At 34.0% G+C, this 13,583-nt stretch carries 13 protein-coding genes; 10 read left to right on the forward strand and 3 right to left on the reverse strand.

Translation table 11 applies throughout. From position 1 onward, the window contains the following. Positions 1–377 precede the first annotated feature (377 nt). Together DMB68_RS06950 and DMB68_RS06955 are read right to left on the reverse strand one after the other, a co-directional pair. Complete coding sequence (locus tag DMB68_RS06950; RefSeq protein WP_124019400.1) at positions 378–3,659, reverse strand: TonB-dependent receptor domain-containing protein; 3,282 nt, start codon at positions 3,657–3,659, stop codon at positions 378–380. A 50-nt stretch (positions 3,660–3,709) separates the two neighbouring features. Further along, entirely contained in the window at positions 3,710–4,741 is a 1,032-nt protein-coding gene (locus DMB68_RS06955; RefSeq protein WP_110345885.1) for a FecR family protein, read from the reverse strand. Positions 4,742–5,003: 262 nt separating this feature from the next. Here DMB68_RS06955 and DMB68_RS06960 point away from each other — a divergent pair, with 262 nt between their 5' ends. Beyond that, positions 5,004–5,636: an RNA polymerase sigma factor gene (locus DMB68_RS06960; RefSeq protein ID WP_110345886.1), complete on the forward strand. Its 633-nt coding sequence runs from the start codon at positions 5,004–5,006 to the stop codon at positions 5,634–5,636. A gap of 559 nt (positions 5,637–6,195) precedes the next feature. On the opposite strand, the gene DMB68_RS06965 is transcribed toward DMB68_RS06960, so the two are convergent. After that, positions 6,196–6,474, reverse strand: a complete 279-nt coding sequence (locus DMB68_RS06965; RefSeq protein ID WP_231131597.1) for a winged helix-turn-helix transcriptional regulator — start codon at positions 6,472–6,474, stop codon at positions 6,196–6,198. 96 nt (positions 6,475–6,570) lie between these two features. Between DMB68_RS06965 and DMB68_RS23620 the strand changes: the two genes are divergently transcribed. The 9 genes from DMB68_RS23620 to DMB68_RS07010 all read left to right on the forward strand — a co-directional run bounded on the left by DMB68_RS23620 (position 6,571) and on the right by DMB68_RS07010 (position 13,404). Next, the gene (locus DMB68_RS23620; protein WP_231131599.1) at positions 6,571–6,702 is read left to right on the forward strand and encodes a nuclear transport factor 2 family protein; all 132 of its coding nucleotides are present in this window, start codon (positions 6,571–6,573) and stop codon (positions 6,700–6,702) included. 1 nt (position 6,703) lies between these two features. After that, positions 6,704–7,012, forward strand: coding sequence for a nuclear transport factor 2 family protein (locus DMB68_RS06970; RefSeq protein WP_196783689.1), 309 nt, complete (start codon positions 6,704–6,706; stop codon positions 7,010–7,012). A 16-nt stretch (positions 7,013–7,028) separates the two neighbouring features. After that, on the forward strand, positions 7,029–7,406 hold the full coding sequence (locus DMB68_RS06975; RefSeq protein ID WP_110345887.1) for a DoxX family protein: 378 nt from the start codon (positions 7,029–7,031) through the stop codon (positions 7,404–7,406). Positions 7,407–7,901: 495 nt separating this feature from the next. After that, positions 7,902–8,336, forward strand: coding sequence for a thioredoxin family protein (locus DMB68_RS06980; RefSeq protein ID WP_110345888.1), 435 nt, complete (start codon positions 7,902–7,904; stop codon positions 8,334–8,336). 40 nt (positions 8,337–8,376) lie between these two features. Then, positions 8,377–9,270: an FAD:protein FMN transferase gene (locus DMB68_RS06985; protein WP_110345889.1), complete on the forward strand. Its 894-nt coding sequence runs from the start codon at positions 8,377–8,379 to the stop codon at positions 9,268–9,270. Beyond that, positions 9,267–9,500, forward strand: coding sequence for a DUF4266 domain-containing protein (locus tag DMB68_RS06990; RefSeq protein ID WP_110345890.1), 234 nt, complete (start codon positions 9,267–9,269; stop codon positions 9,498–9,500). The genes DMB68_RS06985 and DMB68_RS06990 overlap by 4 nt, the downstream gene beginning before the upstream one ends. Positions 9,501–9,518: 18 nt before the next feature. Continuing rightward, positions 9,519–10,703: a DUF3570 domain-containing protein gene (locus DMB68_RS06995; protein ID WP_110345891.1), complete on the forward strand. Its 1,185-nt coding sequence runs from the start codon at positions 9,519–9,521 to the stop codon at positions 10,701–10,703. A 982-nt stretch (positions 10,704–11,685) separates the two neighbouring features. After that, the gene (locus DMB68_RS07005; protein ID WP_110345893.1) at positions 11,686–12,063 is read left to right on the forward strand and encodes a hypothetical protein; all 378 of its coding nucleotides are present in this window, start codon (positions 11,686–11,688) and stop codon (positions 12,061–12,063) included. A 75-nt stretch (positions 12,064–12,138) separates the two neighbouring features. After that, on the forward strand, positions 12,139–13,404 hold the full coding sequence (locus DMB68_RS07010) for a hypothetical protein (protein ID WP_110345894.1): 1,266 nt from the start codon (positions 12,139–12,141) through the stop codon (positions 13,402–13,404). Positions 13,405–13,583 lie beyond the last annotated feature (179 nt).

Raw genomic sequence — 13,583 nt, forward strand, 5'->3', positions numbered from 1 at the left:
TTGTTTTTAATCCGGATCGTTTTACTGTTTAAAGGATACTCGCCTCTGTATCCCCGTTACCTGGTTATGCTTTTTCACTTTGCATTGCCAGAGGCAGGACTCTGCAAAGCGTCTCTTCCTTCTTCCCTTGCCAGCCTGAGCGATTCTGGAAAGGTTCCGTTTTTTCTACTGTACCCTTGGGATTACCGATGGTGCACTCACCGATAATTTTTTGGATTACAGCCCGTCAGGATGCGGAAAAACCTGTACAATGGCGCATTATATTAATTCTGAATTTTCATTGTTATTCACTTTTCTACTGATATTTACCCAAAATAAGTACTGTCTTTGTATGCATCTGAAACAGTTTCAGCGTAACAAGGTTAAATATGATCCTTCTAAAAACTATAATTTATATTTAAACTAAAAGTTGTTCCTCTATAAGCCCTGAACATTAGTTCATCTGTATCTTTATCGTATTTTTTTGATGTTCCCGGTGATAGTACATATCGATCTCTCGGCGCCAGATTATTACCTTCAGTACCCTCCCATCTAGGATTGACGGTCATATAGCTCAGGTAATTATTATAAGTTTCTATTGGTATATTAAACAGGTTTTTTATATTAAATTTTACCTGAAAGTTTTTATCTTTCAGGAAACGATAACTCAATTGTGCATCGGTAGTACTGTATGGCCGCTGAATTTCTTCATCCATATAATCATGACCCACTGTAATATATTGGTCACCTTTGGCATTCTGAACAATATTAAGCCCAAGGCGTTCCCCATCATAAGCAAATCCTATATTGTATGCCCAAGGCGTTTGCCCATACAAGGGTCTATTGGCCTTATAGGTTGGGGCATCTGCCTGCCCATAATTCCCAAATCGGTCTATGTATCCTGTAACTTTGGTATCGTTAAAGGTAAAGTTGGCACTCACAAAAAACTTATCCAAAAAAGGGTTTTGTCCTATAAAACCAAAGCTTTTTCGTATTTCGGCTTCAAAACCAGTTAAAATGGCCTGTTTGGAATTTACAACATATAACTCCAGGCCTCCTTCAGGAGATCTATAACCCAGACGTTCAATAGGGTTTATAAATTTCTTATGGTAAACTCCAAAAGAGAGTATCTCACCGAGTCCCGGAAACCATTCCCACTTAAAATCATAATTATTCACAATACTAGATAGTACGCCGCTGGCATTAATTATTCTTGCCGAAGCAATGGGATCATAAAAGGGAATAGCGGTGCGTTCCTGAAACGATGGTCTAATCACGGCTCGGCTATATGCCAATCTCATATTCATTTTGGTATTGGGACTATAAGTAAAATTTACCGAAGGCAAAAACTCCCACAGTTTGTCGTCTAACTGCTTCTCATCAAAGCCATCCTCTACAGGATTCTCCCGTTGCGTTTGCAGCAGTTCGTATTTGTAGTATTCTGCCCTTGCTCCCCATAACAGCCTCCATTGGGTGTTTATACGCTGATCAAACATCATGAAAGGAGCGTGCTGGCTAATTTTACCGTGGTATTTTCCGCCATAAAAACTCTTTACAGACCAGCCTACTTGTCCTGGCTCATAATGGGTACCATCGAGCAGATCGGCTAACGAATAAAACTGTAAAATATTTCTTTCACTAACAGGAATATTGGGACGGTTTTCATCTACTATCAGGCTTGCAGCAGTCTGTTGATTCGTATTCTCTCTCAAAGCACCAAAATATCCTGCCTTAATGGTATTTTTAAAATGCTCTTTATTGAGTTGAAAGGCGATATTTGCCCCGAAATTATAATCCTCTGAATCGTTGTCGATATTTTGTCTGACAATCGGTGTACTTGGATTATAGATCCTGTAATATGCATACATTTCGTTTCCAGAAATTCCGTAATATTTTATATTGGATGTGAAATCTTTCATATCATATTCAACTGCTGTACGTGCTGCAAACCAATTTAAATCTGTCGTATTTCCCAGTTTATGATTTCCTTCCAGTTTATTCTGTAACAATTGCTGATACACAGGGTAGTTGTATTGCGTGGTTCTGGGTAAAGCAATCGATTCGAGACTCGTTCCTTCCGGTAATACTCCAGTATAAAAATAATAGTATGAATCATCTGAAGCGAAATCGCTTTGTTCATTCCAACCCGTTATCTCTGTAAGGCTAATATCTGCTGTATGGGTATAGGAATTACGGAAAGAAAACCTGTTTGTTCCCAACTGTAGCCCAAAATTCAGCATTCCTGCTACTGTTGAACTAGTTGTATAACTAGCTCCTTTGTTTTTGTAATCAAAAAAACGTGTTGGAGTAATATCATCTGTTCGAATGGCATTATACATCCAGTTCGAACGCGCAGTATGGTCTATATCTAAAATGGTTTGTTCGTATTTAGAACTTACTGCTCCGGCAAAGCCCCATTTGTTACCATTTTTTAACTCGAATTTTTTACCAAAAGCCAGTTGAAAACTCGAACCAGGGTCACCTGTAGTTTTGTATGTGGTAAAATTATCATTAGTAAACCGTTTGGATTGCTCAAAGAAATTCCCAGTATTAAAATCTGAATATTCAAGTCCTTGCGGAAAATCCCTTGTACCATCATCATATCCAAAATAATCGTTTTTGCCTTGTTGTCGGGAAAGGAATGGCTTAAAAGTAGCTATGTTATTATAAGAAGACCCCCAATTGAAAGAGAAAAAATCTTTGTTCGGAATATCTTTTGTTTTTACTTCTATATAACCACCAGCAAAACTGGCATTCATATCGGGTGTAGCTGTTTTGCTTACCACTACGCTTTCTACCATTGCCGTTGGAATTATATCGAAAGAGAATTGGTTGTTGTAATCCGTACTCGGCAATATTATTCCGTCCATCACCGCCGTATTCCATCGCTCTCCCAGGGAGCGTACCACCACAAATTTGTCCGCTATTGTTGTTACTCCCGTAATACGTTTAAGTGAAGCTGCCACATCACTATCAGGTGTTTTTGCTATTTGCTCAGCAGAAATACCATCGCTCATTTGAGCCGCTTTTTGTTGCTGTCTAAATAATCCATCTGTAGAAGCAGCTGTCTTTTTGTAAGTGCTGGTTACTACTACTTCACTTAAAGATTGGTCAGCGTTGTCTTTTAAAGCAATGTTTAAAGAGGTCGTGTTATTTTCGGTTACGACCAGATTGGTAATTCGTTGTGTTTGAAACGAAATATACCTTGCTTCCAGGGTATATGTGCCAGATTGTAATGAAAATGAATAAGTACCATCATTACCAGATATAGTTGTTAGGTTTGTTACTCCTGTTATTTGTATACTTGCGCCGGGAAGCGGTACGCCCTGACTGTCTGTAACAGTTCCTTTAATGCTTCCCGGCTGCTGCTTTTTTACAGGGGCTCCCTTTTTGACAATAATATAGGAACTCCCACTCTTTTTAAAGGTGAAGTTTGTTGAGGATAGAGTAGACTGTAAAATTTGTTCCCATGTTTGATTTTTTGCTTTGTAGGCAGGGATATTCACTCCTTTTACCACATTCAAATCAAAAAGGATATTTATTTTGCTTTCTTGTGTCATTTTTGTAAGTCGCTTGTCTAATGTTTCAGCAGGAAATTCTTTATTTAAGGTTTGTGCCTGTAAAGTGCTAATTGTAAAAATTTGTAGTAGTATAACCACTATAAGGTAACGTTTGTGCATTGTGTGTTTGTTGATTTTTGGTAATTTTACGTTTTTATGTTTTCGAAATTTTAATAGATAATTACTTTGCCTGATTGGCTGAGATCATACTTAACGTTATACAATAAGCTAATACCTTCCATAACTTCTTTCAGACTAACATCACTGGGGTAAGAGCAACTGAGTAATTTTCCGTCGAGTTTATTGTTTTTAATTTCAACTGATACATTGAAATGTTGTTTTAATCGCAGTTTGAACTCTTTAGCATTGGCACCGTTCATTACCAGTCGGTTTTCCATCCAGGATGCGGCATCTTCCCAGTTGACTTCACTTTTTACAGTACTTCCAGTTGTCTTGTTAAATGTAATTTGCTGGTTTTTAGTGAATACGCCTAACAAATTGCTTTGATGCATCACTTGTACTTTTCCATCTCGTACTGATACAGAACTTTCTTCTAATTCTTTATAGGCTTTGATATTGAACGAAGTTCCTAATACGGTAGTTTGTAAACCTATACTATGAATGATAAAAGGTTTTTCAGGATTTTTTGCCACTTCAAAAAAGGCTTCCCCTTCTTCAAGCCATATTTCCCTTTTCTCTTTATTAAAAGAAGCCGTTGCAATTCCAATACGGGTATCATTATTCAGATACACTACTGAACCGTCCGGTAATGTCATCTGTTTTTTTTCGCCGGCACCAGATTCAAAATAGTCCATTGCAATTTGAACAGGCCGCTTAGAACTCTGGCTTGTTTGGTTATTATAAAAATAAAATCCAGTTCCTAAAGCTATTAAGACTACAGCAGCAGCATATTTGGCATAATTTTGTAATTGTATCACTTTTGATTTTCTGACAATCATTGGCTTTTCCTGAGTCAACTCAAAACCAAATTCAGCTGACAACCTTTGCCATACTGTTTCACACCCTTTTTGAATCTCTTCGACTGTCACTTTATAAGTTGTACTCCCTGCTTCGGAGTTCCAGTTTTCTATTGCCTTTTTTTCCTTTTCGGTAGCCTTGCCATTAAAATAGCGGGCAAATAATTCTACAACCCATAGCTTTGCAGATTGATTGTCTTCGAAATATTTTTTATCTTTTTTCATAAATTTTACTAATTCCCGGTAAACAGTAATCGCTTCTATGTATGACCGTATTGAAAAGGTCTTTTTTCTTAAAAAAAAGCATTAAGTATTTATTATGAGTTTGTTATCAAAACATTACTCCTTTCATTACTAGATCATTACGCATTGTCAGCTAGTTTGTATTAACTATTTTTATTCAAATTTTGAGTATTAAAAAAAAATAATAATTCGATAACCCTAGCTTATAATTTAAAAAATACATTTGTAATAAACTTCATTTATTATGGAAAAGTCTGACAAAGAGCTTTTGGAAGCCATTGCTGATAGGGATGAAAAAGCTTTTAATGAATTTTATAAAAGATATTCTTTCTTGTTACACAAATTTGCTTTAAATCGGATTGGAAGTACCGATGCCTCTAATGATGTAGGACAAGATTTTTGGTCTAATGTCTGGCTGAAGCCTCAAAACATAAGAACAAATGATGCGGGTTCAGCCAAGAATTTCCTTCTTTCCTTTTATACTTATCGTATTTTAGATTATCTGCGAAACCCTAACCAAAAAGAAAAGGCAGTGGATTCAGAGAGACAAATTAACAATATTGAATATACACTAGCCTACACCCATATCCTGGAGGAAATAGAAGAAAAAGAAATCCACACACTAATTGATGAAATTTTGGAAAGCCTGCCTAAGTTGACCCGTGAAATATTTGTATATCGTTGGGAGGAACAGCATTCTATTAAGGAAACAGCTTCCTACTTTGATGTTGATGAAAAAACGGTTTATAATCGAACTTATGTTGCTCTTACAGCTGTCCGTTCTAAAGTAAAAGATATGTTATCTGATGAAGTTATCATTGCAGATTCTAAAACGTTATTGAACCTGCTTCTTTTGCTGAGTTTATTTAGAGACTGAATTTTTTTAAGTAGACCAAAACAGAAGTATATCATCCTGAAGCTATTTTAATAAAAATCAGTTCAATTGACTTTATAACTATGCAAATAATAAATGGAGAAATATTAGACTACATTTTTTAATATAAATCAAAAAAGCCCAGCTATATAAAATATATCTGTTTGGCTTTGTATCTTTTGCAGGACAAAATTCATTTTTTTTACTGGAGAATTTGAAATCATTTGTGGACTGTTTTGAAATATAAAAGCTCAAAATATATTTGAAATGGTTCTGTCGCATCTGCCATGTAAAGCCGAAAAAAATCAGCAACCCGAAAATTATGCAGCCAATTTACAAAATGATTTAAACATACAAACTTCCCATTTAATTTTAATGTGGAAATTTGTTAGCATCTAATGTGGACGCTTAAATAACAGCTGGGAGTTCAATTAAATTCTCTTTCTTTTTCGTTGCATTTATTAGGTTTAACTTACATTTCGTATTTTTTCTCTATGTTGTATACCCCATTTTGTCATGGCTCCTACAACTTCTTCTAAAGTTTGGCTGTAAGGAAGAAGTTCTATTCGATACTTACGGGATATCCAACTGCTACTTTTTTAATTATAAAACCGTTTTGCTCTAATTCTTTAAGCTCACTCGAAAGAACCCTTGCAGAAATACCAGTAACCTGTCTTTGAATTTCTGTAAATCTTTTATTTCCTCTCTCCATTGCAATTATAATCATCAATTTCCATTTTCCTCCAATTGCATACAATGCATCAGAAACTGCCATAAGTACAGTATTGCACTCTTCAGTAAATTCCTTGTTTTCTATCTTCTTTTCTTCTGTTTTCGACATAACTATCATTTTACAACTTACTAACCTTTTAGTAACTACTAACAAATTGTAATCAAATGTACTGTAATTTTGCTTAATAATTTTTTAAAAAAAATCATGACATTAGAAAATTTAAGAGTAAAAGAAGAATTAAGAAGCCTAATAGATGACTACGCTATTTTAGGTGACGAGAAAAAAATCTCACAGGTAATGGATTTATTTACTCCAGATGTTACCTATAAAGTTTAATATGAATGGTAATTTAGTTTCCTCGGTTTCGCAAAGAGAAAACATGGAAAAAGAATTTAATCAGCATGCCGGTCATGTAAAAACTTACTTTACATTGAATGGACAGCATAAAGTAGAAATCGATGGAGATATTGCTACAGGCATTTCTTTCTCTCAATTAAAAATGATTAGAGAAATCGAAGGAAAAGATATTCTTTCAGACTACAGCGTTAAATATGAGGATCAATATATAAATCATAATGGAAAATGGCTGATAAAGAATCGTATAGGTCATTTTATTATTATAGAAGTTAGACAACTTAATAATTAATCTCATTACGTAATCAATGAAAACAAAAAAATATCTTACAATCTCTCTTCTGATATTGACTACTGCTGTGTTAGTTTTAAGCGGTCTTATGAAAGCCATTCAGCTCCCTTGGTCTGTTAACGGGCTTGTGAAATTCAATCTGCCTAATGCAGCGACAATACTTGGTTTGATGGAAATGACTTTTGCTGTATTATTTGTATTCCCCAATACCATGCGCATGGGTTTTATCCTGCTTTCGTGCTATTTTGCCGGAGCAATGGCAACAGAATTATCACATGATGGTTCAATGCTCAATCCGGCCGTACCATTGTCTCTTATTTGGATAACAGCATTTCTTCGTGACAAATATTTGTTTACAGGATCTCCGGAACCAGATATAGAAATCAAAAAATAATGACAATAAAGTATTGAATAAAAAAACTATAAAAGAAAATGATTTTAGGAGGTTATTATTTTAACAAGTGTATTAATGTTTAGAAGGCAATTTTTATATTAATCCTCAACAAGACATCCAAAACAAATTGATAAAGCCAAGGGAAGACAGGCACTACATATGGTAAGCCAATCTTCAAATCCTCCATAAAATGTATAGAAATTTGTCCAGTCTAGGTCACTTAAGGAGACAATTAATTAACAGTTGTCTCTTTTTTTATACACAATTATGCAGATTTTTCAAGCCTTTACGAACTAACATTTTATGGTTCGATTTTTACAAGGAATTCTTAGTCTGTTTGAGGCAAACAGCCTTAAAGTTGTTTTATTTGAGATTTATGTTCGAAGTCCCATTAAGGATTTTGTCTAATAATAATTAATCTAATCTTAAGCAAGTAAAAAAAATAAGATCAGCAAATATTCGTTATTTCGTATACATCTAAAACAAATCCGGAAGATGAAACTAATTTCATTGTTTCTATTATTAGCAGTGCTTCCTATAAATTGGGAACCTGACTTCAATAATGCAAAAAAAATTGCAAAAGAAAAACACGAATTAATCCTCTTGAACTTCTCCGGTTCTGACTGGTGTGGGCCTTGTATCTTGACGCGAAGAGACTATCTCGAGAGTCAAACATTCACTGCTATGGCAAATGAAAATTTAGTACTGGTCAATGCTGATTTTCCGAGAAAAAAGAAAAATATTGGAACTCCTGAGCAAGTAAAACGAAACGAGGATTTAGCCGAAATTTATAATAAAGAAGGAAGTTTTCCTCTTACCCTTCTTCTGGATTCGGATGGCAAAGTTATCAAAACCTGGCATGGGAAACCAGAAACTACTCCCGACGAATGGACAGCCGAAATAAAAGCGATCTGTGAGAGCCGAAAATAACATATCTGAAAACCAAAAATATTCACAATCCCTAAAACTCATGGGAAACAACTTTACCATTACAGTTGTAACCCAGAACGAGAACACAGGAAATGAGAATATCAACCTCGCTATTGAAGAAATCAGACGAATTGAAAAATTGTTGACTACTTATAAAAATAACAGCCAGACCAATCTGATTAATGAAAATGCTGGAATTAAGCCTGTCAAAGTAGATCTGGAAGTTTTTAATCTTATCGAAAGATCTATCGGGATTTCGAGAATTACGCAAGGAGCATTTGATATTTCTTACGGAAGTATCGATAAGAGCCTTTGGAATTTTGATAAAAAAATGACAAGTCTTCCTGACACACTCACAGCAAAAAAGATGGTCCACCTTATTGATTATAGAAATATAATCCTGGACAAAGAAAATGCAACTGTATTGTTGAAAAAAAAAGGAATGCGAATTGGTTTTGGTGGTATCGGAAAAGGATATGCAGCCGAAATGGCAAAACAAGTACTACTTAAAAATAATGTTCAGAGCGGTATTATTAATGCCAGTGGAGATCTTTCGGCTTGGGGATTACAGCCCAACGGTAAAAAATGGACCATTGGCGTGGCAGATCCTGATTCGCCAAATGCAGCATTCTCTTATATGGAAATCTCAAATAAGGCTGTGGCAACATCGGGTAATTATGAAAAGTTCGTAACCATTAACGGCAAAAAATATTCGCATACTATTGACCCAAAAACAGGATTGCCAATAACCGGAATAAAAAGCGTGACCATCATTGCTTCAAATGCAGAATTTGCAGATGCAATGGCAACACCAATTGCTGTTATGGGCATTAAAGCCGGCTTGTTTTTAATAAATCAAATACCGGATTTATATTGTATTATCATCGACGACGACAATAAAATTTACACTTCTAAAAACATTAACCTGAAATGAAAAAGCCAAAGCAAAAAAATCTCGTGTTCCTATGCAGTATTGCTTTTACAGGCATTCTACTTACCTCATGCACTTCTGTTAAGGAATACCAAAAAGGAAAAATCAATGATTCTGAAATGGTTCTTTCTAATAGAAAAATCGAAAAAACCGAGCTCAGTTTTCAATCCTACCGCGAAGGAGCTTCCGGGGCTAATTCAGGAAAAAGCGGCGGTGGCTGCGGTTGTAACTAATTTTTACACAATCAAAAAATGAAAAGAATATTCATTACAGGGCTTGCTTTACTGGCAATGTTTCAGACAAGAGCGCAAAATGTCCCTACTGATTCTACCAGTTATAAAAGTAAAAAATTAAATTTGGAAGAGGTAAATCTGGTGTCCAGTTATTATAAACAGGATGGAAATAATTCTGCGGTTACCGGAGGAATTGGTTCTGAACATTTAACAGATATTGCAAATACCATAGATGTTAAACTGGTAAAATACGGTGAAACTGGAATCAGACATACTTTTGATATTGAAGCTGGTATTGATCATTATACTTCGGCATCATCAGATATGATTGATTTGAGTGCAAACTCATCAGCTTCATCTTCAGACAATCGATTCTACCCTTCATTAACTTATTTGAGAGAAAATGAAGAAAAAGGAAGAACCCTTGGAATTGGAGTTTCATCATCGACCGAATTTGATTACCAGTCTTTTGGGGGAAATATCAGCTTTTCACAAAAAACAAAAGACAGAAATGGTGAATTTACAGCCAAATTCCAGACATTCATAGATCAATTGAAACTAATTATGCCAGTCGAGCTCAGACCACCAGGCCAGGAAGGCAACGATAGCGCAAACCGTAATACTTTTGCAGGAACTTTGAGTTATTCTCAGGTTATAAATAAAAATCTACAGATCATGCTTGTAGGAGATGTTATTAGTCAAAAGGGCTATTTAAGCCTTCCTTTTCACAGAGTTTATTTTGAAGATGGTTCTGTTCATCAGGAAAAAATGCCTGATACCAGACTTAAAATTCCACTGGGAATCAGAGCAAGTTATTTTTTTGGAGACAATATAATTATTCGCACCTATTACAGATATTATAACGATGACTGGAGTCTTAAAGCACATACTGCCGACCTTGAAATTCCGGTTAAATTAACACAGGCATTTTCAGTGAGTCCATTTTACAGGTATTATACCCAGACAGGAACGAAATATTTTAAACCACACGGAGAACATACTGCCGCTGATGAATATTACACCAGTAATTATGATTTATCAAAATTTGACAGTAGTTTCTTTGGAATGGGAATGAAATTCACTCCGCTTAATGGAATCTTTGGTCTTAAGCACTGGAATACCTTAGAGATTCGTTACGGACATTATACAAGAACCACCAACATGACTTCTGATATTATTAGTATCAATATTAAGTACAAATAAAATTTTATATCAAAAAACATTCATGACAAAATTATATATTTAGTAAATAACTGATTTTAAAAATTTAACCTCTACGATACGTACAAACCACTTCAGATTAAAAATTTAAAATAATTACCTTACAAATCAACTTGAAAATAAGCCAATTTCTTCAAATCATCCATAAAAGATGTTGAAATTTGTCCTGTTCCTGTCACTACCGTCAAATGGCGTCAATTGAAGACAATTGGCGCCATTTTTATATTATTGAAATAATTTATATAGTAGAAGTAATCCCAAAAAACTCAATAATTTTAGTTTTATGGCAAAATCGTGGCACACTGCTTTTTGCATAAGTGGCAACCCAACAATGGTAAGGACACCAAATTCAGGGTCGGATATATTAAAGATCATAGTACCGACAACATTTCTTATCTATAAACCTTTGTTAATTGAGTGATACTTTCCTTAATATGATAATTATAAGCTCGATACAGGTAATTTTAAACTCTTGTTTTCCTGCAAAGTTGACAAATATATTTTTGTTTTTCCATATTTTATTATGTTTATAATTCCACCTGCACTTTAAATGGATTATAAAAATAACCATCAATTGGGTAAGAAATAGACCCAAAACACATAAATATCACATTATAAGAAGATTAAATAAATAAAGCTAATAAAAACACAAACTATAATACCATTATATGGCAAAATAAAAAAAACATAAAAATCTCACTTACAGAATTTTACAACTCACAAGCAAGCGCTTTAAGTATCTGTAAAAATCACCACTTAATGGTTGCAAAATAGCAAAACACAAGACACTAAATATCAACAACTTAAAACAATAAACTGTAAAAAAAAAATATTCTTTAAAAAAAAAGAACAAAAACAAAAAAAATAAATTTATAAAAGAAATAATACAAAATATATTTAAAAATATATTTGTAAAGTAAACAATGTAGTTAAACAATTAAAAACAATTTAATACCTAAGAGCTATGTCAGACTTTTTAAAACAATTTGGAGAAGATCTTGAAAAAAATGTACCTGGTTTTATCGCAGTTTCAATTGCAGAAATTCAAAGTGGAATGTCATACTATTCGCTTTCTGCAGTTTCCGATTTTGATCCTGAATTAGCATCTGCATTCAACCTTGAGGTTGTCAAAGCAAAAATGAATGCTGTCAGTGCTTTAGGATTAAAAAACCAGGTTGTATCGGATATCATGATTACTTTAACATCTCAGATTCATATTATTGATGTTTCTGATAATAACTTGTATATGATTTACCTTGCAGTTGATTCAACTAAAGCTAACTTAGGAATGACCAAATCAATTCTTAATAAGTATAAAAAAGAAATTGCTTCAAAACTATGATTGCTTTGAAATTGTAAAATGGCTGACTTTTAATGGTTAGCCTTTTTTTTTAAATAAATTTTAAAAAAAGAAGTTATGAAAAAGGAATTACTGTTACTCGTATTTTTTACTTTCACGATACTGGTTAAAGCACAGAATACCAAAGGTATTAGTGGTGATACCAATTGGTTGAACAGATGGACAAATTTCAATCCCAAAACTACCAGTTATAACGATGGCTCCATAATAATAAATGGTATGATTACTTCGGACACGGAATTAAAAAAAGAAACTGTTTATGTGTTAGTTGGTACAGTTTATGTCGCTCCAAATGTAACTCTGACAATTCAGGCAGGCACACTGATAAGATGTGATACTCATGTTTTGACCCAACTGGTAATTACAAAAGGCGCCAAAATCATAGCAGAGGGTACAGAAACTGACCCGATTGTTTTCACATCAAATAAAAGCTCTGGAGACAGAAACCCTGGGGACTGGGGAGGCATTATTATTTTAGGAGATGCACCGATAAACAAAACCGGAGGAATTGGTTTTTTAGAATTTGATCTTGATACACAAAAATCACTTTATGGCGGAGAAAACAATGACAGCGATTCTGGCATTTTAAAATATGTCCGAATTGAATTTTCAGGTAAAAGAACAAGTGCAAATAAACCTATTAATGGATTATCATTAGCTGGCGTTGGGAGTAAAACGAAATTAGAATATATACAGGTTACTTCATCTGATGAAGATTCCTTTCAGTTCTACGGAGGATACGTAAATACCAGTCATCTGGTATCCTTTAGGTCAGCAGATGATGACTTTGATTTTACTCAGGGTGTTCAATGTAATATCTCTAACGCTATTGCAATTAGAAGCCCGTTTTTATCGGATAGCTACGGGTCCCGATGTTTTGAAGTGGAGACTGTCGACACAAGAAAAGGAGAGGTTTTAAGCAGTAAAAAAGAAATGACCCGTATAAATGCTACCAATATCACAATGATGCATACTGAAGACATTGGCCCTGAAATTGAAAGTCTTAAACACGAAGCAATATTAATTCAGGAAAACGCCTTTTTAACATTAACTAATTCAGTAATATCAGGATTTAGTCACCTTATTATATTTGCAGATGGAGTTCCAATTTCTAATGAATATTTAGATCAGATAGTTTTAAAAGATTTACTCATAAATGACACCAAAATTATTGGAATAACTAAAAATAAAGATTTCAATTTCCTTATCAGTAATTGGTATCAAAGTAATCAATTTGGTATAGATTTTATAAAAGTTAAAAATGATTTGCTATTTGCCAGCACATCGATGAAAAGAAAACCGGATTTTAGGATTAAAAACTAAACTGTCCAATTATTTGGATTTGAAAGAATTTTGATTTTATGTTATCAAAAGAATCGTTTAGATTATCCTCTAATCATATCAAAAAAAACAGTAATCTGAACGATTACTGTTTTTTATTTTTAAGATAATCCTAAATTATTATCTACAATACTTTTTACTAATTTGGATGATTCTTTTAT

Source organism: Flavobacterium hydrophilum (assembly GCF_003202405.1).
In the GTDB taxonomy this organism is placed as follows: domain Bacteria; phylum Bacteroidota; class Bacteroidia; order Flavobacteriales; family Flavobacteriaceae; genus Flavobacterium; species Flavobacterium hydrophilum.

Bases quoted from the DNA above. Each gene is read 5' to 3' on its own strand.
- DMB68_RS06955 (WP_110345885.1), bottom strand. From the start codon at position 4,741: ATGAAAAAAGATAAAAAATATTTCGAAGACAATCAATCTGCAAAGCTA.
- DMB68_RS06960 (WP_110345886.1), top strand. From the start codon at position 5,004: ATGGAAAAGTCTGACAAAGAGCTTTTGGAAGCCATTGCTGATAGGGAT.
- DMB68_RS06965 (WP_231131597.1), bottom strand. From the start codon at position 6,474: ATGTCGAAAACAGAAGAAAAGAAGATAGAAAACAAGGAATTTACTGAA.
- DMB68_RS06950 (WP_124019400.1), bottom strand. From the start codon at position 3,659: ATGCACAAACGTTACCTTATAGTGGTTATACTACTACAAATTTTTACA.
- DMB68_RS06975 (WP_110345887.1), top strand. From the start codon at position 7,029: ATGAAAACAAAAAAATATCTTACAATCTCTCTTCTGATATTGACTACT.
- DMB68_RS06985 (WP_110345889.1), top strand. From the start codon at position 8,377: ATGGGAAACAACTTTACCATTACAGTTGTAACCCAGAACGAGAACACA.
- DMB68_RS06970 (WP_196783689.1), top strand. From the start codon at position 6,704: ATGAATGGTAATTTAGTTTCCTCGGTTTCGCAAAGAGAAAACATGGAA.
- DMB68_RS06995 (WP_110345891.1), top strand. From the start codon at position 9,519: ATGAAAAGAATATTCATTACAGGGCTTGCTTTACTGGCAATGTTTCAG.
- DMB68_RS23620 (WP_231131599.1), top strand. From the start codon at position 6,571: ATGACATTAGAAAATTTAAGAGTAAAAGAAGAATTAAGAAGCCTAATA.
- DMB68_RS06980 (WP_110345888.1), top strand. From the start codon at position 7,902: ATGAAACTAATTTCATTGTTTCTATTATTAGCAGTGCTTCCTATAAAT.
- DMB68_RS07005 (WP_110345893.1), top strand. From the start codon at position 11,686: ATGTCAGACTTTTTAAAACAATTTGGAGAAGATCTTGAAAAAAATGTA.
- DMB68_RS07010 (WP_110345894.1), top strand. From the start codon at position 12,139: ATGAAAAAGGAATTACTGTTACTCGTATTTTTTACTTTCACGATACTG.
- DMB68_RS06990 (WP_110345890.1), top strand. From the start codon at position 9,267: ATGAAAAAGCCAAAGCAAAAAAATCTCGTGTTCCTATGCAGTATTGCT.